This is a genomic window from Psychroserpens mesophilus, assembly GCF_050617655.1.
Taxonomy (GTDB): Bacteria; Bacteroidota; Bacteroidia; order Flavobacteriales; family Flavobacteriaceae; genus Psychroserpens; species Psychroserpens mesophilus_A.
The window spans coordinates 67,086-88,190 of the sequence record NZ_JBODQC010000009.1; the positions used below are offsets into that span (position 1 = coordinate 67,086).

The 21,105-nt window shown below is 32.7% G+C and carries 17 protein-coding genes; 14 read left to right on the forward strand and 3 right to left on the reverse strand.

Annotated elements, in window-relative coordinates; translation table 11 throughout:
- Positions 1 to 47: 47 nt before the first annotated feature.
- Positions 48 to 593 carry a cysteine dioxygenase gene (locus tag ACRHNM_RS13870; RefSeq protein ID WP_431137247.1) on the forward strand — a complete coding sequence of 182 codons (546 nt, stop codon included), beginning with the start codon at positions 48 to 50 and terminating at the stop codon, positions 591 to 593.
- Here ACRHNM_RS13870 and ACRHNM_RS13875 read toward each other — a convergent pair.
- Positions 590 to 1,840, reverse strand: a complete 1,251-nt coding sequence (locus ACRHNM_RS13875; protein ID WP_431137248.1) for a DUF5103 domain-containing protein — start codon at positions 1,838 to 1,840, stop codon at positions 590 to 592. The genes ACRHNM_RS13870 and ACRHNM_RS13875 overlap by 4 nt on opposite strands.
- Before the next feature lie 84 nt (positions 1,841 to 1,924).
- Positions 1,925 to 2,647: an RNA methyltransferase gene (locus ACRHNM_RS13880; RefSeq protein ID WP_431137249.1), complete on the reverse strand. Its 723-nt coding sequence runs from the start codon at positions 2,645 to 2,647 to the stop codon at positions 1,925 to 1,927.
- Between the two features lie 125 nt (positions 2,648 to 2,772).
- Here ACRHNM_RS13880 and ACRHNM_RS13885 point away from each other — a divergent pair, with 125 nt between their 5' ends.
- From ACRHNM_RS13885 to rpe, 13 genes are all read left to right on the forward strand, one after another.
- Entirely contained in the window at positions 2,773 to 5,304 is a 2,532-nt protein-coding gene (locus ACRHNM_RS13885) for a BamA/TamA family outer membrane protein (RefSeq protein ID WP_431137250.1), read from the forward strand.
- Positions 5,305 to 5,415: 111 nt separating this feature from the next.
- On the forward strand, positions 5,416 to 6,483 hold the full coding sequence (gene fbaA, locus ACRHNM_RS13890) for a class II fructose-bisphosphate aldolase (RefSeq protein WP_431137251.1): 1,068 nt from the start codon (positions 5,416 to 5,418) through the stop codon (positions 6,481 to 6,483).
- Positions 6,484 to 6,739: 256 nt separating this feature from the next.
- The gene (accD, locus tag ACRHNM_RS13895) at positions 6,740 to 7,597 is read left to right on the forward strand and encodes an acetyl-CoA carboxylase, carboxyltransferase subunit beta (RefSeq protein ID WP_431137252.1); all 858 of its coding nucleotides are present in this window, start codon (positions 6,740 to 6,742) and stop codon (positions 7,595 to 7,597) included.
- Between the two features lie 86 nt (positions 7,598 to 7,683).
- Complete coding sequence (locus ACRHNM_RS13900) at positions 7,684 to 8,712, forward strand: T9SS type A sorting domain-containing protein (protein WP_431137253.1); 1,029 nt, start codon at positions 7,684 to 7,686, stop codon at positions 8,710 to 8,712.
- Positions 8,713 to 9,021: 309 nt separating this feature from the next.
- Entirely contained in the window at positions 9,022 to 9,291 is a 270-nt protein-coding gene (gene rpsO / locus ACRHNM_RS13905; RefSeq protein ID WP_431137290.1) for a 30S ribosomal protein S15, read from the forward strand.
- Between the two features lie 198 nt (positions 9,292 to 9,489).
- Positions 9,490 to 11,739 (forward strand): polyribonucleotide nucleotidyltransferase, encoded by a 2,250-nt coding sequence (locus ACRHNM_RS13910; RefSeq protein ID WP_431137254.1) that lies wholly within the window; start codon positions 9,490 to 9,492, stop codon positions 11,737 to 11,739.
- Between the two features lie 206 nt (positions 11,740 to 11,945).
- Positions 11,946 to 13,400: a glycosyltransferase gene (locus ACRHNM_RS13915; protein WP_431137255.1), complete on the forward strand. Its 1,455-nt coding sequence runs from the start codon at positions 11,946 to 11,948 to the stop codon at positions 13,398 to 13,400.
- A gap of 294 nt (positions 13,401 to 13,694) precedes the next feature.
- Positions 13,695 to 14,498 carry a pyrroline-5-carboxylate reductase gene (gene proC / locus ACRHNM_RS13920; protein ID WP_431137256.1) on the forward strand — a complete coding sequence of 268 codons (804 nt, stop codon included), beginning with the start codon at positions 13,695 to 13,697 and terminating at the stop codon, positions 14,496 to 14,498.
- Between the two features lie 2 nt (positions 14,499 to 14,500).
- Positions 14,501 to 15,280 (forward strand): glutamate 5-kinase, encoded by a 780-nt coding sequence (gene proB, locus ACRHNM_RS13925; protein WP_431137257.1) that lies wholly within the window; start codon positions 14,501 to 14,503, stop codon positions 15,278 to 15,280.
- 13 nt (positions 15,281 to 15,293) lie between these two features.
- A complete protein-coding gene (locus tag ACRHNM_RS13930) occupies positions 15,294 to 16,493 on the forward strand; it encodes a glutamate-5-semialdehyde dehydrogenase (RefSeq protein WP_431137258.1) in 1,200 nt (399 codons plus the stop codon).
- Between the two features lie 132 nt (positions 16,494 to 16,625).
- The gene (locus ACRHNM_RS13935) at positions 16,626 to 17,000 is read left to right on the forward strand and encodes a hypothetical protein (RefSeq protein ID WP_431137259.1); all 375 of its coding nucleotides are present in this window, start codon (positions 16,626 to 16,628) and stop codon (positions 16,998 to 17,000) included.
- A gap of 90 nt (positions 17,001 to 17,090) precedes the next feature.
- Positions 17,091 to 17,954, forward strand: coding sequence for a sigma-70 family RNA polymerase sigma factor (locus ACRHNM_RS13940; protein WP_094967995.1), 864 nt, complete (start codon positions 17,091 to 17,093; stop codon positions 17,952 to 17,954).
- 139 nt (positions 17,955 to 18,093) lie between these two features.
- Complete coding sequence (gene rpe / locus ACRHNM_RS13945; RefSeq protein WP_431137260.1) at positions 18,094 to 18,756, forward strand: ribulose-phosphate 3-epimerase; 663 nt, start codon at positions 18,094 to 18,096, stop codon at positions 18,754 to 18,756.
- 1 nt (position 18,757) lies between these two features.
- On the opposite strand, the gene ACRHNM_RS13950 is transcribed toward rpe, so the two are convergent.
- Positions 18,758 to 21,103, reverse strand: a complete 2,346-nt coding sequence (locus ACRHNM_RS13950) for a GumC family protein (protein WP_431137261.1) — start codon at positions 21,101 to 21,103, stop codon at positions 18,758 to 18,760.
- Between the last annotated feature and the right edge of the window lie 2 nt (positions 21,104 to 21,105).

The window sequence follows — 21,105 nt, forward strand, 5'->3', positions numbered from 1 at the left end:
TTTTTCGGAATATTAAAATAATCCCACTCAAATTTATTGATAGCATATTGAAATCTCCAGAAAACATTCAAGAACTTTTACAATTGTTGTCGGAATCTTCAAATACACATTACCACTCTATTCTAAATAATTTTGACTTCAACGCCATAGATTTTAAAGCTTTTGAAAGTTGGTCTTCTGAAAAATACACCAGAAACTGTATGTATAAAGATGCTCAATTTGAATTGATTTTACTGTGCTGGAATGAAGGGCAAGAAACATCGATTCACGACCATAATGGAGAAGATTGCTGGGTTTATGTATTAGAAGGCGAAATGGAAGAGGTTTTCTATTCAACAGATAATTTTAATAACTTAAGAGAAGAAGGTTCGCAATCTTTAGCACCTCATCAATTGTCATTTATGAACGACGGAATTGGGTTTCATAAGCTAAGAAACCATTTTAAGGGAAAGTCTGTAAGTTTACATTTATATGCCAAACCAATAGACCAATGTCGCTTTTACTGCGAAACTTCAGAGCAATTTATCGAAAGAAAACTAAATTATGACACCTTCAAAGAAATGGTTTTTTCAGCTGAGTCTAATTCAATTTAATTAGAAATATTTACAGAACTTGCTTCTCCAAATCCGATTAATTCATCATACCTTGCTCCCAGATCTCTGTAATACACAAGTACTTTGTAATTATTTTCCGTTTGCCAGAAATTTCCACTAATACGACCTTCGTCTAGATTTCCTTTAGGATCAACTACCACATATTTATAGTTATAAAATCCTTGTTTGAGTTTGAATGCTGCCTGATAAAAATTTTCATTTTTATTAAATATCATTCTATTCATATCCTCTAGCGCATAATTATTGAAATTGCCATAAACATATATTTCACTGCCATCTGTAAATTCAGGATAGGCTAACGCAAAATGTGTCATCGTGTAATCTGCTTCTATACTAACATCTTCAACATCAATTGCTGTGACCAAAAAATTACCATTAATATCAGGATTGTAAGTGTAAGGCTCATTAGCTCGTGGAGCATTAACAAACAGATAGTTATGATAAATGTCTTTCAAATCAATAAATTGAACACCAACATTTGCCGCTCTTACATCCTTATTTTCAAAAAAGCGAAATTCGTTTCCTCCCCAAAAAGCTGTTTCATTGGTATATCTGTAAACCAGTTCTTTTCCTAAAGTGTATTGTGGCTTTACATTTTTAATCGCTGTGGGCAAATTATTATTTTGTATTATTAACACATTAACAGTTTGTAACGGATTGTTAAGCGTTAAGCTATTTGAATTTATAGAAATATCAACACTTTGTTTTCCTGCTATATACTTTACATCTCTAGAACGTTTTACAGCAACACCAACACCAACTTTTTGTTCATATATCATAAACTTTCTAGTAAATACCAATTCTCTATCATCATTAAAAATTGAAATCATATAATTCCCTGTTTTAGTTAAAGCTCTGGTTTGCGCGTTAGGAATTTGTAATCTGTAGTGAGAGTATAATTGATAAGCATTATAAGAATTTTGGTAGTTTACAATTCTAAAATCATCGAATCCTACCATGTATTCCATTTTTACAAGATTAGATTTTGTCCAATCATAATTATAATGCTCAATAGTATAGTAAAAATCAGGCTCTGTTGCCACCAAAGCATCAAACTCTAAATAAAAAGGTTCATTTAATCTTAAAACTGGCAATTCTCCTTGAGGTGTATTTCTACTTTTGAAGGTAATTGTTTTGATATAGTTTGGCGGATTGACTTCTTCTACTTGAGCGAATAAAAAAAAAGGAAAACAAGAAACGAATAAAAATAAGGTACTGAATTTCATTTAAGATGGTTTTATGAGTTAAATATAAGCAAAATTCATGCCTTTTTACAGAGCGTTAACGGTATTTTATAAGGATTATGGAATTTAATAGTATTGACCTTTAAAGGCACTTAGCACAATTGCAGTTGCTGTAGCCACATTTAAACTTTCTGTGGCTTTCAAATTTCCAAAACGAGGAATCCCTATTTTTTTATTGACTAAACGTTCAATTTTTGAAGAAATTCCATTAGCTTCATTACCCATGACTATAATGCCTTCTTCTGGTAAAGCTCCAGAATAAATACTGTTTCCCTCCATAAAAGTTCCAAAGATTTCAAGCTTAGACTGTTCTAAATAATCTTCTAAATCTGTGTAAGTAATTTGCACTCGAGTTAACGAACCCATTGTCGCCTGAATGACTTTTGGATTATAACAATCAACTGTTTCCAGACTACAAACAAGATGGTCTATACCAAACCAGTCACACAACCGAATTATGGTTCCTAAATTACCTGGATCTCTTACATCATCAAGAGCTAAAACCAGTGACGATTTTATTACAGATTTAGAGTTTGGTATTTTAAAAATAGCTACTGCTGTATTGGGTGTTTTTAAAGCACTGATTCTTTGCAGGTCTTTTTGTGAAATCAATCTGGTTTCTGCATCAAAAACAGCATCTGTTGCGTATAGTTGATACAACACAAATTCAGAATCTAAAAATTCACGAATGCCTTTTATTCCTTCCACTACAAAAAGCCGTTCTTGTTGTCGCCCTTTTTTTTGTGCTAAGGATTTAATTAACTTAATCTCATTTTTTGTTATACTCAAAATGTATTTACTTTTGCTTCAAATTAAGGATTTACAAAGTAATACTTTTTTGGTCTATTATTTGTTATGCTATAGAACATTAAAACTGTACATTTGAATTACGTCGTCTTTCTAATTGATTTTTGTTGAAAAAAAGTCTCTATTACATATCGGTTCTCTTAATTGCTATTTCATTTACAACGTCATGCAACGTCATGAAACGCGTTGGTGAAAATGAACACTTATTAACCGAAAATACCGTTTTAGTTGATGACAAAAAAGATAAAACCGAAACAATTAGTAATCTTATTTATCAAAAACCTAATGGTGAATTATTAGGCATTCCGCTTCGGCTTCATATTTTTAATTTAGCAAGACCTAATATAGACTCTATTTTAAATGATAAATATCGGAATCCTGAAAACCCAAGAACTGGACAAAAAAAATTACTGTCTTTAAAACAGTATGAAGCGCTTATCAATTCAAAAAAAGGCTTCAATGAATGGCTTAAAAAAACAGGTGAAGCTCCAGTTATTTTTAATGAAACTAAAGCAGAACGAACTGCTGTAGGACTAAGAAAATACTTTTACAGCAAAGGCTGGTTCAATGTAAAAACGTCATTTCAGGTTGAAAAAGACAGCACTCAAAGAGCAAAGGTGACTTATAATGTTGCTCGTGGAAATCCATATTTCTTAGATTCTATTACAACCAACATCGCATCTCCTGTAGTGGATTCTTTATATCATACCAAATTCGAAAAACACGCTCTAATTAAAAAGGGACAGCAATTTGATGAATTAAATTATACAAATGAACGCAACAGACTTACCTCAGAGCTGAGAAACTCGGGTTTATACCATTTTGGTCAGGATTACATACGCTTTGATATTGATACTATTTTACCTGGCGATAAAGTAAACACAGAATTAATTATTGAAAACAGAGCCATTCGTTCTGAAGATTCTATATCACGTGTGCCCTTTAAAATTTATAAAATAAAAGATGTCAACATCTATAGCGATTACAGATTTGAAAATAAAGACAAAGCCATTACAGATTCAATTCAGTATGAAAATTACAACCTTTATAGCTATGAAAAATTAAAATATAGACCCAAAGCATTAACTGATGCCGTTTTTATTAGTAAAGGACAAATATTTAGAGATCTTGACAGAACCCGAACCTACAGGTATTTGAGCGAACTAAAAGCTTTTAATTATCCAAATATTGAATACATTGAAAATGAACAAGACACCACCTTAACTGCAAATATTTATTTATCACCTAAAAAAAAGTATGACTTAGGTTTCGATTTTGATGTCACCCAAAGTAACATCCAAACCGTTGGATTTTCTATAAGCACTGGCCTTATAATTAGAAATGTTTTCAGAGGTGCTGAGACTTTAGAGATATCAGCTCTGGGAGCTATTGGTGCATCAAGAGACGCCTCAGATAGTAAAGATCAATTTTTTGACATCAATGAATATGGAGGAAACCTTAGATTAAGCATTCCACGACTTTTTTTCCCTTTAAATACAGATAAAATTATTCCTAAATATATGTCTCCCAGTACTCGAATAAGTATAGGAGCCACAAGTCAACGCAATATTGGTCTTGATAAACAAACCTTAACAGGTGCCTTTAACTATAATTGGTTTCCTTCAAAAAAAGTAACTAATAATATTGATTTATTTAATGTACAGTTTGTAAAAAACTTAAATACAGACAACTATTTTGGCGTCTATCAAAATTCTTATGACAGATTAAATCAAATTGCCAAAGACGTCAATTACATTATCAGCAGCGACGACTTATCTATTCCAAATGGTGCAGATGCATTTATAAATGATGTTTTAACCAATAACACCTCGTTAATTCCTAATGATGACAGCTATCAGGATGTCAGCAATATTTCACAGCGTAAAGATCGTCTTACAGAAGACAACCTTATTTTTTCATCAAGTTTCAATTACGTCAAAGACCGAAGAGAAAATCTTTTTGATAATGACTTTTCTATTTTTAGATTTAGAGCTAAAGCCGCAGGAAACCTTCTTACCAACTTATCTAAGGTAATTGGCTTAAACAAAAACAGTAATGACAAATATGAACTATTCGGTGTACGTTTTTCTCAATTTATAAAAACCGAATTTGACTATGTTAAACATTGGGACTTAGGCAAAAAAAATATATTTGCAATACGAAGTTATTTCGGGATTGCAATCCCATATGGAAACTCTGACAACATCCCTTTTGCAGAAAGTTTTTTTGCTGGAGGACCAAATGATATTCGAGCTTGGAGTGCATATAATCTCGGACCAGGAAGTTCGTTATCAACAAATGAATTTAATGAAGCCAACATGAAAATCACCTTAAGTGCAGAACAACGTTTTAATTTAGTAGGTCGTTTTAATGGTGCTATTTTTGTTGATGCAGGTAATATCTGGAATGTACTGGATGATGTTGAGGATAAAGACGCTATGTTTGAAGGTTTAAATTCTCTACAAAATATTGCTGTAGGTTCAGGTTTTGGTTTGCGTTATGATTTCAGTTTTTTCGTATTGCGATTAGATGTTGGGTTTAAAACTTACGACCCTTCAAGACCACTGGGCAACCGCTGGTTCAAGAATTATAATTTCGGTAATGCAGTTTATAACATCGGCATCAACTATCCTTTTTAACGATACTATTTTTCTATATACTATCCTTATCTAAGTATCAAATAACCCTCTTTTTATCTAAAAATTTATGTATTTTTGATAACTTAATTTTCAACTTAAAAAATTACAAAAATGAGCCATACTATCAAAGGTGGAGTTGCTACTGGACGTGAAGTTCAAGAGATATTTAAACTCGCTAAAGAAAAAGGATTTGCCTTACCAGCAGTTAATGTTATAGGATCTAACTCCATTAATGGTGTTTTAGAAACCGCAAAAGCTTTAAATGCACCAGTAATAATTCAATTCTCAAATGGAGGCGCACATTTCAATGCTGGAAAAGGGTTAAGTAACGAAGATCAAAAAGCAGCTATTGCTGGTTCAGTCGCTGGCGCAAAGCACGTACATCTTATGGCTGAAGCTTATGATGTTCCTGTTATTTTACATACAGACCACTGTGCAAAAAAATTACTCCCATGGATTGATGGTTTACTAGACGCTAGTGAGCAACATTTTAAAGACACGGGAAAGCCTTTATACAGCTCTCATATGATTGATTTATCTGAAGAACCTATTGAAGAAAACATTGAAATTTGTAAGACATACCTAGAGCGAATGAGTAAAATGGGAATGACTTTGGAGATAGAACTAGGCATTACTGGTGGTGAAGAAGATGGTGTCGACAATACAGATGTTGATGATTCAAAACTATACACACAACCAGAAGAAGTGGCATATGCTTATGAAGAATTAAGCAAAGTAAGTGACCAATTTACAATTGCAGCTGCTTTTGGAAATGTTCATGGTGTTTACAAACCTGGAAATGTTAAACTAACTCCTAAAATCTTGAAAAATTCTCAGGAATTTCTATCTAAAAAGCACAATTTACCTCACAATCATATCGATTTTGTATTCCATGGTGGTTCTGGCTCAACTGTAGAAGAAATCAGAGAAGCTATTGGCTATGGCGTTATCAAAATGAATATTGACACAGACATGCAATATGCATTTATGACTGGTGTTCGTGACTATATGGGAGAAAAAGAAGCATATCTGAAATCTCAAATTGGTAATCCTGATGGTGATGATATGCCAAATAAAAAATATTACGATCCGAGAGTATGGCTACGTAAAGGAGAAAATGCTTTTGTTGAGCGTCTAAAAAAAGCTTTTGAAGACCTTAATAACGTAAATACTTTATAAGTTTTTTTAGAGCATTACTTCAAAATTAAAAAAAGGTTTAATTTTGTCGGTAGACTTTGCGTTGTTTCTTTTTTTAATAGAAAGGATGCTGTGTCGAATACGAAGTATTCACAACTTCGTGATTAAATAAATGATAAGGGATGAGCAATCCTCAATACCGTTTAACGATTGTCTTTATAAACATAATTTATAATCGTCACTTTAAAATAGTAAACTAGTCCTGAACACAGTTGAAGGATCTAAATCATAAAATATTATGGCTTGGTTTAAAAGAAAAGATAAAGGAATACAAACAACTACAGAGGAGAAAAAAGACACACCTAAAGGGTTGTGGTATAAATCTCCTACTGGCAAAATTGTTGATACTAAAGAATTAGAACAAAATTTTTATGTGAGTCCAGAAGACGGATATCATGTGAGAATAGGCAGTAAAGAATATTTTGAAATTTTATTTGACGACAATAAATTTAAGGAACTCGATCCAGATTTGGTATCTAAAGATCCTTTAAAATTTGAAGACACTAAAAAATATCCTGATCGATTAAAAACAGCTCAGGAAAAAACGAAACTCAAAGATGCTGTTCGAACAGCTGTTGGAAAATCTAACGGACAGGATTTAGTGGTTGCCTGTATGGATTTTGCGTTTATTGGAGGATCAATGGGAAGTGTTGTAGGTGAAAAAATTGCACGTGCCGCAGACTATGCTCTAAAGAAAAAAACGCCTTTTATGATCATCTCAAAATCTGGTGGTGCTCGTATGATGGAAGCTGTTTTATCCTTAATGCAATTAGCAAAAACTTCAGTAAAATTAGCTCAATTAGCAGATGCTGGAATCCCATACATCTCTTTATGTACTGATCCTACTACTGGTGGCACCACTGCATCATTCGCTATGTTAGGCGACATTAATATTAGTGAACCAGGTGCTTTAATTGGTTTTGCTGGACCAAGAGTTGTAAGAGATACTACTGGGCAGGAATTACCTGAAGGTTTTCAAACCTCAGAATTTCTATTAGAACATGGTTTCTTAGATTTTATTACACATCGCAAAAATTTGAAAAACAAAGTCAACTTATATATCGATTTAATCAAAAATCAACCGCTTAGAACTTAAAAAAAGACCTCAGTTGAGGTCTTTTTTATTTTAAGTTAAATTATTTACATAAATTCGTAATCAACATTTAATCAAATCATTGAAATATGAAACAAAAAATACTCTTAACATTCTTAATGGCCTCTTACATTGGTTTTGCTCAACAACCTATTGCAGAATTTGTAAATAGCACCCAAAAAGATTATGCCATTATTGACTCAACAAATCCAATTGATGAAAGTTCAGATGGACCTTCAGTTACCTGGAATTTTACATCATTAACGCAAGTAGGTACAAACACAGACACTAATGTGGCACCAACTTCAGGAGAGCAATCTACGTACCCAGGAACTAACGAAGTTTCTGTTGTTACGACTAATGGAATGCCTCCTGTTGAAAGCAGATTATTTATAAGTGATCAGGCTGGAACTATTTCAATTACTGGTTTAGCTCAAGAAGCTCTATCATTAAACTTAACTAACAATGCAACATTAGGTACGTTTCCTCTAACTTATAGTTATACTAATGCAGATACTGTTGGTGGAACTTTCTCGGGAGATGCTAACGGAACACCTGTTAGCGGAACTTTTTCAGGAGACTTTGACACCTCTGTTGATGCATATGGCACCTTAAACCTTAACGATTTCGGTCTAGGTGCTTATAATGGAAACGTTACCAGGCTTAAAACAGAACTGAATATTTCTTTAACCGTTGCAATATTTAATATTGGAACTGTAACACAAACATCTTACTTCTATTATGATGACACTGATGGTAGTTTGGTATTCAGAACTTCAACTAACGTTATTGATATCGATGCTTTTGGAACAGTCATTAATGAAACTATCAGACTTTATGAAGCTTTAGACAGAAGTACTTTGAGCTTAAATGAAAACATAATAGCTTCAAATAGCATTAAATTATTTCCAAATCCGACAAGCAATATTTTAAATATTAAATCATCAAACTTTTCGAATATTAAATCAATTCAGATTATTGATTTAAACGGACGAACTGTATTACGTGTTGACGAGGATTTTAATACAATTGATGCTTCCTCTCTACAATCTGGTTTATACCTTTTGAATGTAGAAACATCTGAGGGTTATATTACTAAAAGATTTATTAAGAACTAATATTAGCAACTGTTTAGCTAAACATGATAAAAAGAGAACCAGATGGTTCTCTTTTTTTATTACTGAATTATAAATAGCTTATAGCAACTTATATTTACCATCAAAAGATTAACAATGTAAAAAAAAATGCTTTTTCATAACATTATATTATCTAACCGTAAGACCTTGTTAATTATAAACATTTAGTCTTTTTATTTAAAATAGAAAAACAGAGTAATCTACTATTTGTAAATCGTTAAAAATTACTATATTTGCCGCTTGAAAGAAAGACTTTCAACGTACATAAAAATCATTTACAACAATATTAGCATGTATTTAGATCAAAAAGAAAAAGAAGCCATTTTTAAAAAACATGGCAAAAATGCAAAAGACACTGGAACAGCAGAAGGACAAATTGCATTATTTACTCACAGAATTAACCACTTAACTGAGCACTTAAAAAATAATCGTAAAGATTACAATACAGAGCGCTCACTAGTAAAGTTAGTAGGTAAACGTCGTGCTTTACTTGACTACTTAACTAAGAAAGATATCTTAAGATATCGTGCAATAGTAAAAGAATTAGGATTAAGAAAATAATCTCAATACAAAAGACCACGCATTTAGCGTGGTTTTTTGATATATACTAACTCGTTTTGGACGAGTATAAAAACCAAAATTGAAGAAGCTAAATACAGTTTTTCATTGGTCAAACAACAACTACACAACAACACAACGACCATTGTTTAACATCATTCTAACGAGCAATAATGCGTTAGAATTAGAATTAAAAAATTTATGATTCCAAAAGTTTTTAGAGAGGTCATTGACCTAGGTGATGGTAGAGAAATTTCTATCGAAACCGGAAAATTAGCAAAACAGGCTCATGGTAGCGTTGTTGTGCAATCAGGAAAATGTATGTTGTTATGTACTGTTGTTTCCAATTACAAACAAAGTCCAGTTGATTTTTTACCATTAACGGTAGATTATAGAGAAAAATTTGCTGCTGCTGGTCGTTATCCAGGAGGCTTCTTCAAAAGAGAAGCAAGACCAAGTGATGGCGAAGTATTAACGATGCGCTTAGTGGATCGTGTGTTACGTCCATTATTCCCAAAAGATTATCATTCAGAAACTCAGGTCATGATTCAGTTAATGTCTCATGATGATGATGTCATGCCAGATGCTATGGCAGGATTAGCAGCTTCTGCAGCTATTCAATTATCTGATTTCCCATTTGAATGTCCAATTTCTGAAGCTAGAGTTGGTCGTGTAAATGGTGAATTTATCATCAATCCAACACGTTCTCAATTATTAGAATCTGATATTGATATGATGATTGGTGCTTCAGCTGATTCAGTAATGATGGTTGAAGGTGAAATGGATGAAATTTCTGAAGAAGAAATGACTGAAGCGATTAAATTTGCTCATGAAGCCATTAAAGAACAATGTGCTGCTCAAGTTAAATTAGCAGAAGCGTTCGGAAAAAAAGAAGTCCGTGAATACGAACCAGAAAGAACTGATGACGATTTAGCTAAAAAAATTCATGACATGGCTTATGATAAAGTGTATGCTGTTGCTAAAGCGGGATCATCTAAACATGAAAGAAGTGCTGCGTTTTCAGAAATTAAAGACGAAATTATGGCTTCTTTTTCTGAAGAAGAACAAGAAGATCTTGGTGAATTAATCTCTAAATATTACTACAAAGCTGAGAAAAATGCTGTCAGAGATTTAACACTAAATGAAGGTTTACGTTTAGATGGACGTAAAACAAATGACATCAGACCAATTTGGTGTGAGGTAGATTACCTCCCATCAACGCATGGTTCGGCAATTTTTACACGTGGAGAAACTCAGGCATTAGCAACCGTCACTTTAGGTACCAGTAGAGAAGCTAATCAAATTGATATGCCATCTTTTGAAGGTGAAGAGCGTTTTTACTTACATTACAACTTTCCTCCTTTTTCAACAGGAGAAGCTAGACCTATTCGTGGAACATCTCGTAGAGAAGTTGGTCACGGAAACTTAGCGCAGCGCGCTTTAAAAGGAATGGTTCCTGAAGATTGTCCATATACAGTTCGTGTTGTTTCAGAAGTTTTAGAATCTAATGGTTCGTCTTCTATGGCAACGGTTTGTTCTGGGACAATGGCACTTATGGATGCTGGTGTACAATTAAAGAAACCTGTTTCTGGTATTGCAATGGGATTGATTTCTGATGCTGATTCTGGAAAATATGCTGTTTTATCTGATATCTTAGGTGATGAAGACCATTTAGGAGATATGGATTTTAAAGTTACGGGAACTGCAGATGGTATTACTGCCTGCCAAATGGATATCAAAGTAAAAGGATTAAGCTACGAGATTTTAGTGAATGCCTTAAAGCAAGCTCGCGAAGGTCGTTTACACATTTTAGAAAAACTTACAGATACGATTGCTGCTCCAAATGCAGACGTTAAAGGTCATGCTCCTAAAATGGTTACTCGACGAATTCCTAATGAATTTATCGGAGCTTTAATTGGTCCTGGTGGAAAAGTAATTCAAGAATTACAGAAAGAAACCAATACCACTATTGTAATCAATGAAGATCCTGTTACCGAAGAGGGTATCGTAGAAATTTTAGGAGTAGGTAATGAAGGAATAGATGCTGTTCAAGCTAAAATTGATTCGTTATTATTTAAGCCTCAAGTTGGTAGCATATATGAAGTGAAAGTTATTAAAATGCTTGATTTTGGAGCTGTAGTTGAATATACTGAAGCACCTGGAAACGAAGTACTGTTACACGTAAGTGAATTAGCTTGGGAACGTACCGAAAATGTTAGCGATGTTGTTAACATGGGAGACGTTTTTGATGTGAAATACTTTGGAATCGATTCCAGAACTCGTAAAGAGAAAGTATCTCGAAAAGCAATTTTACCAAAACCTGAAGGTTTTAAAGAAAGACCACCTAGAGATGATAAACGTTCTGGTGGACGAGATAACAGAGGTCGAGATAATCGTGGACGTGATAACAGACGTGATGATCGTAAACCAAGAGAAGACAAAAAAGATTAATTTCTTTACTCAATAAACAAAACCTCACTAAAAAGTGAGGTTTTTTTATGCTCTGTTTTTAGATTACATCTTTAAATCAAAAACGATAGTAAACGTCTTGATTAGAAATGTATAAATCATAAAAAAATATTAAAAAAAATCTAAACTAAGATCATAAACGTACATCTAGCAAACATAACAATTAATTAAAACAGCTAGATTATTAAATGAAATCTAATAAAAACAAACATAAGATATTACAAACCCTTTTCAATAATATAACGGATCGTCTATCACATAAATCATATGCTTTCTTTAAACAATTCGACTTCGACTTCGACTTTAACGATAGTGAAACACGTCGTAATTTATCTGTAATTTTTAGTTCTTTCGTATTGATTTGCATTGGCGTTTACTTTTTCAGTGTATTTCACAACGACTTTAATCTCATAAATACCGAACGTCTAACCTCATTTTGGGGAACAACATTTGTTATTCTGACTACTACTATAGTCGTGTTTAAAGCATGCTTATTTCTATTTATGCTCTATAAATATTTACATTACAAACCTGTAGCATCTGTTTCTGATAAAGAGTTACCAACAGTGACTGTAATTGTTCCTGCTTATAATGAAGGAAAACAGGTTTGGGATACTCTAATGAGTTTGGCAGAAAGTGATTTTCCAGAACACAAATTAGAACTTTTATCAATTGACGATGGCAGTACAGATGATACTTGGGAATGGATGTTAGATGCAAAAAAACAGTTAGGAGATCGTTTAACCATACTTCAACAACCTGAAAACCAAGGAAAACGCCATGCTTTATATCGTGGTTTCAACTTAGGAAGAGGTGAAGTTTTTGTTACAGTTGATAGTGATTCTATTGTTAACAAAGACACATTAAGGCATTTGGTAAGTCCGTTTGTCAATAATAAAGATTGTGGCGCAGTCGCTGGTAATATTCGAGTACTGAATAATAAAAAAGCAATGTTACCAAAAATGTTAGATGTTAGTTTTGTATTGAGTTTTGAATTCATACGTTCTGCTGAAAGCACTCTAAATTCAGTCTTATGTACTCCTGGAGCATTAGCTGCCTACCGCAGTTCTGCTGTATTTAACTGCTTACCAGAATGGATTAACCAGACTTTTAGAGGTAAACCTTCCGATATTGGTGAAGACCGAGCCATGACCAACATGATTTTAAAGCAAGGGCAACATGTTCTTTTTCAAAGAAATGCCGTAGCTTACACTAACGTTCCTGAGGAATATACAGGTTTATATAAAATGTTTATTAGATGGGGACGAAGTAACGTGAGAGAAAATCTAGAAATGGCAAAGTATGTGTTCACTAATTTTAGACATGGAAAAAAATCTGGAGCTAGACTCCTATTTGTAAGTCAGTTTTTAGAAATAATTCTAAGCTATCCGTTTTTACTCATTATGGTGTTTTTTATTTTAACTCATCCATTGTTGTTTGTAGGTTCAACATTTTTAAGCATTCTGATATTATCTACGTTCTCAGTAATTTTCTATGCTAATCGTTATAAGATTTCCGAATCTATTTGGGCTTATACTTACAGTATATTATACACCTTTGGTTTATTCTGGATCATGCCTTATGCTATTGCTACGGCTAGCAAAAGAGGATGGCTCACGCGTGGACTTGTGGAAAAGAACTAAGACGTTTTTAACTATTTAACTGAAGTCTCTTTAATTTTAGTGTAGTCCCATATAATGCCTATTATTCCAATTTGTCACCGACAAACTGTCACCATATCAATGATTTAAATTTTTATCAATTTTCATATCTGTAATAATTTCTCAGATATACTTTCAATATCGCAATTATAAGCAGGTAATTATTACAATATCAAAATTCTTTAAATAAGATTTATTTTTTGACACTATCGTATGGTCCTTGATGTATTTAAGCAGATATAGTTGAATAACAATTATATATTAAAAAAAAACACAATGAAAATACTAGTAATTGGTGCAGGTAATATGGGTTTAACCTATTCTGAAGGAATGGCAAATTCACCATTGTTAAAAAAACACAAACTCAGAATTTATGATACTGATCCCAAGAAAATAGAAACTTTACGCCAAGACAATCGGTTTAATGTATTTAACAACCTTGAAGATTGCTTACCGAAATCTGATATAGTTTTTATAGCGGTAAAACCCTACCATAGTGATGACTTATTTAAACAAATGCAATCCATGCTCAATAATGAGCAGATATTTGTATCACTAATGGCTGGAGTAACTATAGAATTTATTCAGCAACAATTAAATGCAAAAAAAGTGATTCGAACTATGCCAAATCTTCCAGCACAAGTTGGCAAAGGCGTAACTTCATACACAGAATCAAAAGAGGTCTCTAAAGTTGAACTCATTTTAATTCGAAATCTATTAGACACCACAGGAACTTCAATTCATGTAGATTCCGAGACATTTATTGATGCTTCAACTGGAATCTCTGGAAGCGGACCAGCTTATGTCTTTTACTTTATGCAATCTATGTTGGAAGCAGCATTGAAAATGGGATTTTCAGAATACGATTCTAAAGTATTAGTGAGCAGTACTTTTGAAGGCGCAATTGCTCTCTTTAATGAGAATAACATATCACCAAAATCATGGATTGATAAGGTCGCTTCAAAAGGAGGTACTACACAAGCTGCTATAGATTCTATGGAAGACAACAATGTTAAAGAACTTATTCAAGATGCAGCATATGCAGCTTTTGATAGAGCAGTAGAATTAGGAAAAAAATAATTATGGACGATCAAAAACCCAAACGAATAGTCGTAAAAGTTGGTACTAACGTACTAACCAATAAAGATAATCGAATACTAGGACCTGTATTAAGAGAACTAGTAAGACAGATAGCTGTACTTTATGAACGTGATGTCATGGTTGTTTTAGTGTCTTCAGGATCTGCAATTGCAGGTAAAGAAGTTCTTGGAGATACCGATATTAAAAATCCATCTATAAGACGTCAGGTGTATTCTTCAGTAGGACAACCCAGAATGATGCGTCATTACTACAGTATATTTCATGACTATGGCATGCGATGTGCACAAGTTTTAGCCACCAAACGAGATTTTGATGCAGGTAAACATCGTGAAAATATGATTAATTGCTATGAAGGCTTACTTTCTGAAGGCGTTATTCCTATTGCAAATGAAGATGACGCAGTCTCTTTAACGATGTCTATGTTTTCAGATAATGATGAGTTAGCGAGTTTAGTTGCAGAATTATTAGATGCAGATAGATTAATTATTTTATCTGATACTGACGGTTTGTACACTGGGCATCCTGATGATGAAAATTCTAAAAAATTAAATGAAGTAAAAGTGAATCAAAATGTAGAAAAATATGTCCAGGCATCTAACAAAAAAGAAGGTGAAGGAAGAGGTGGAATGGCGTCCAAATTAAGAATTGCTAAAGGCACAGCTAAAAAAGACATCCCAACCTACATTGCTAACGGAAAACGAGAAAATGTTGTTATTGATATCATTGATAACAAACAAGTAGGAACAAAATTTATACATTAAAATAAAAACACATATGAAACTCTTAAGTTCAATAACTAAAAATAAAGTACTCCAATCAATGATTAGAATAATTGATGAGGAACGAAAACAAATTATTTTCGAAAATCAAAAAGATTTATCTGCATTTGATAAAGAAGACAGAGCCCTTTACGACAGACTTATAGTAGATGACGCTAAAGTTGACGACATGATTAGAGCGATTAAAGATGTTGAAGCTCAAACAGATCCTGTAGGACAAAATTTATCAAATACAACACTTGATAGCGGATTACAAATCACAAATAAAACAGCTCCATTTGGAACGATTTTAATTATTTATGAGTCAAGACCAGATGTAACTATAGAAGCTGCTGTTTTGGCTTTTAAAGCTAATAATAAAATCTTTTTAAAAGGGGGAAAAGAAGCAAAACATAGTAATATAATTCTCGAAAAATGCTGGCATAAAGCCTTAACGGAAAATGGGTTATCTAAAGACTGGATTAAACTCTTACATTTAAATCGTGACGAAACTCAGGAATTCTTAAAAAATCCATCTGAAAAATTAGATTTAATTGTACCACGTGGTGGAGAACGTCTTATTAAATTTGTAAAAACACATGCAAGTTGCGCAGTATTGATAAGCGGTAGAGGAAATAACTTTCTATATGTTGCTAAAGATGCAGATTGGCTAAAAGCAGTCAAAGTTATAGTGAATGCTAAAACTGATAAAATATCTGGTTGCAATGCTTTAGATAAAGTCTTAATAGACAAAAATCTGCCTAACTTTGATTTTAAAGTAAACGAATTACAAACAATATTAACAAAGCTAAAAGTTGACATCTTAGTTGATGAAAAAATTGCAGAAACCTTTCCAAAACTGAACAGAATTGACAATGAACAAATATGGTATGAAGAGTTCTTAGCCATGAAGATTTTAATCGCTCAAGTGGAAAGTGTTGATGAAGCTATTTCAATAATTAACACCTACTCTGGAGGACATTCAGCAGCTATTATTACTGAAAATGGTGCTACAGCCAAAACCTTCATGGAGCATGTTGATAGTGCAGCTGTTTATCATAATGCCTCAACACGATTTACTGATGGAGGACAAATGGGAGTTGGAGCAGAATTAGCAATTAGCACAGATAAACTTCACCATAGAGGTCCTTTAGGATTAAAACAGCTTGTTACCAACAAATATTACGTTTTTGGTGATGGTCACGTAAGGGTATAAAGCATTGAAATCATTATTTTTAAATTGAATTTTTAACATGGTAAGACCAAACCGACTTCCAAATCTTTTTTTTAGACACTAGTTTTAGAAGAAAAATTTGCTTTTTACAAATATTTTGTTATATTACTAGCTATGATACACGCAGACAAAGAAAAATATAAAGACATTTTAGATAACTCGGTAGATTATCTTGAGCAGCATGGTTTTGAAAATATAAAAGCTGACACAGAAGGTTATGAAACTCCAAAATCTTTTGCAAAAAAAGGAAGTGATATTATTATTACTCCTGATATTGTAGCCGAGAAAAACGGAAGAAAACACTACTTTGATATAAGTCTTAAAAGTGAAAAGCCAAAATTATTAAAGTCTAAATGGCTGTTTTTAAACACTCTTACTGCATTAAAATCACATCATTTCAAATTGATTACTACAAAAGGTCATTACAAGTTTACCAATGAAATGTTAGATGATATTAATATGAACAACAAGAATTTAATCAAAATTTAAATTATTTCAATTTTCTTGTAACATTTTTTGTGCTTGTTACGTATAACTATATAGTACAATACATTTACCCAAATTAAAGGAGATACATAAATGAGACAATTAAAAATTACCAAGCAGGTTACTAATAGAGAAACCGCGTCATTAGACAAGTATTTACAAGAAATTGGAAAAGTTGATTTAATTACAGCTGATGAGGAAGTTGAATTAGCACAACGAATTAAGGCAGGTGATCAAATAGCTCTAGAGAAATTAACTAAAGCTAATCTTCGTTTCGTCGTTTCAGTTGCCAAACAGTACCAAAACCAAGGATTAACACTACCAGATTTAATTAACGAAGGTAACTTAGGCTTAATTAAAGCCGCTCAACGATTTGATGAAACTCGTGGGTTTAAATTTATTTCTTATGCTGTTTGGTGGATTCGTCAATCAATTTTACAGGCTTTAGCAGAACAATCTCGTATTGTACGTTTACCATTAAATAAAATTGGTTCTATTAATAAAATAAATAAAACATTTGCATTTTTAGAACAAAGTCATGAACGTCCGCCAAGTGCTGAAGAAATTGCAAAAGAGTTAGACATGACCATTAACGATGTTAAAGAGTCCATGAAAAATTCTGGCCGTCATGTCTCAATGGATGCTCCTTTAGTTGAAGGTGAAGACTCTAACCTTTATGATGTATTACGAAGTGGTGAGTCTCCTAATCCTGACAAAGATTTATTACATGAATCTTTACGCACAGAGATTGAACGTGCGTTAGAAACCTTAACACCTCGTGAGGCAGATGTCATTCGCTTGTATTTTGGCTTAGGAAATCAGCATCCAATGACTTTGGAAGAAATTGGAGAAACATTTGATTTAACACGAGAACGTGTTCGTCAAATTAAAGAAAAAGCAATCAGACGATTGAAACATACGTCTAGAAGCAAAATATTAAAAACCTATTTAGGATAGTAATTATTTGTAAATAATTACGACTAATTTACAGTAACAAACAGTTACAACATAACTGTTCGTTTTTTGATTGATGAAAGAACCCACGGCTGATTACCGTGGGTTTGTTTTTTTATTCTATTTTTGCAAAAAACAACTTATGACTTCAAAACTAATAGCTCCTTCAATTTTAGCAGCCGATTTTGCCAATCTTCAACGCGATATTGAAATGGTAAACGACAGTGATGCAGATTGGTTTCATATTGATATTATGGATGGAGTATTTGTGCCAAATATTTCATTTGGAATGCCAGTTCTAAAAGCGATTACAGCTCATGCTAAAAAAAACATTGATGTACATTTAATGATTGTTGATCCAGACCGATATATTACAACATTCGCTAAACTTGGAACACATAACCTTACAGTTCATTATGAAGCATGTACACATCTGCATAGAACTTTACAGGCTATCAAAGCCGAAGGAATGCAAACTGGAGTGGCTTTAAATCCTCATACATCCGTATCACTTTTAGAAAACACTATCAATGACATTGATTTGGTGTGCTTAATGAGTGTAAATCCTGGGTTTGGTGGACAGAGTTTTATTGAAAACACCTATTCAAAAATTAGACAACTAAAAGCATTGATAACCAAAAATGGTGCTACTACAAAAATTGAGATTGATGGAGGTGTTACAGACAAAAATGCTAAGCTACTTATTGATGCTGGTGCAGATGTACTGGTAGCTGGCAGTTATGTTTTTAAAAGTGGAAATCAAAAAGAAACCATTAAAAACCTGAAAGCCATAGCCAACAGTTAGGTTAAGCTAACTCTTTGCTGCCATATCCATATCCATATCCATAATTATAGCCATAACCATAAGACCTACTTGCTCCAACACCGTTAATAACATAAGCCATATTTTTAATTTTTCCAGATTGAAATAAATCTTCTGAAAAATTAAGAATCTTTTTCTCTGTGAAATTTGCTCTTGATATGTACACTGTTACATCTGCAAGCTGTGAAATAAGCATCGTATCTGTCACTAGAACCGTAGGAGCTGTATCTACAATAATATAGTCATAAAGATCTTTCGCTTCTTCAATAAGCGATTTAAATCTTCCGTTAGTCAACAAACTTGTTGGATTTGGAGGAATATTACCAGAGAGAAGAATATGATGGCTCTGATGTTTTTGAAACCCTCTTATTAAAGTAGACTTCCAATCTACTGAGGCATCATGTAAATAATCAGATAGACCTGCAGTATTTTTGTCAAATTTTGTATGTGTATGAATTTGAGGATTACGTAAATCAGCACCTATTAGCAGTACTTTTTTATTCATACTAGACAATGCTAAAGATAAATTAATACTGATAAATGTTTTTCCTTCACCTTTTATTGTTGATGTACAATAAATCACCTTACCTTTTTCATCATCTCTTACAGGAAGTAGATAATTAACATTTGAACTTAATATCCTAAAAGATTCAGCTAATACTGTTCTATCATTTGGATCTGCAAAAACAGCTTTTTCTTTTTTATTGATATCTGGAATCTCAGCAATTATTGGAATTTTATTATTAAGTTTTAGGATATCTTCTTTACCATGAATTTTAGTATCTAACATAAAAATTAAATACAAAATCGCAAATGGAATTAACAAACCAGCCAGAATTGCAGCAGCATAAGCCACATTTGGTTTGGGAGATATTGGTCCGGAAGATGATAAAGCATAATCAACAACCTTAATAGAAGGTTCTGTAATAGCAAGGTTTATGGCAGCTTCCTCCCTTTTTTGTAATAATAAAAGGTATAAACTTTCTTTAATCATTTGCTGGCGCTCAATAGCTCTTAAAAGTTTCTCTTTTTCTGGAATTTGAGATACTCTGCCAACAAATTTTCGATTTCGATTACTCAGCTGGCTTTGAGAGACTTGAAGTTGTTGCTGATATGAATTAAGAGATTTTGTAATATTAGATCTCAAATCGTCTATATGAGATTCTGTAAATTTAACTGTTGGATTATTCTCTCCACCACTTCTAATCAATTTATCTCTCTCAAGAACAGCTTGATTGTATTCCTCTATTAATGAATTCGTGTTTCCGTTTTCAAGTCCAATGTTAGCTGGTAATAATCCACCATCTAAATTAGATTTAATGGCGTCTTGAAGCATATCAACTACTACTATTTGACTTTCAATCTCAAATACAGCTTTGTCTGATTGGGATCGCTCTTGTAAACCTAATGCAGCATCAGAATTAAGGTCTACCAAATTATTATCTTCTTTAAATACTTTTCTATCAACTTCTATGGAATCTAATTCACTAGCCAGAAAAATAAACCGATCATCAATAAAGTCTATCGTTCTTTGAGACACTAATTGTCTGTCTTTTATACCATCTCTATTAAAAACCTCAATAAGCGTATTTAATATGCGTTCTGAACGTAATTTACTTTCACCTTTAATTGTAAGACTCAATAAATGACTTTGATCTCCTATAGGTTGCGTCAAAATACTTGATTTTAAACCTAACGTTGCTTGTTGAAGAGACTGAAATACTACAATATAACGTTTGCCATTAGCTTCATTAAAAGAAGCCGTATTATCAATTTTTAACTGAAATGGAAACTCATGATCTATTTCAAAACTATTATGATTAGGGATTACTACAGTTTTATCAGTATTTAAAAGTGTAATCTCAAAGCTTTTTTCTTTAACATCAATGGCATAAGATGATGATTTTGAAATGCTATCTGATTCAATGTTTTGTTCAAAATAGAATGGCAATTCAGCAATTTGAGTTGTTTGAATAGTACCCTCTTCATAAAATTGAGTATTAAGATTTAAACTTTTTACAACCTCTTCTAATATTATGTAGGAATTTAGAATTTCAATTTCATTTTCTAAGTTGATATTCGACCTTTTGAAAATAAATGCTGATGTAGGTAACTCCAATCCGTCAGACTCATCTAACACTTTTATTTTAGCTACAGTCTCATATACTCTAGGTGCATACCTGATGTAGATATAGGCACTTAATAAGGTTATGATTAAAGCCAAAACAAACCAAGGCCATTGCCTTAGATATTTCCTAAACTCTTGTTTTAAATCACCTTTATCGTCTTCTAGAATTGCAAACGTATTGTTGTTTTGAGGTGTGTTCATAG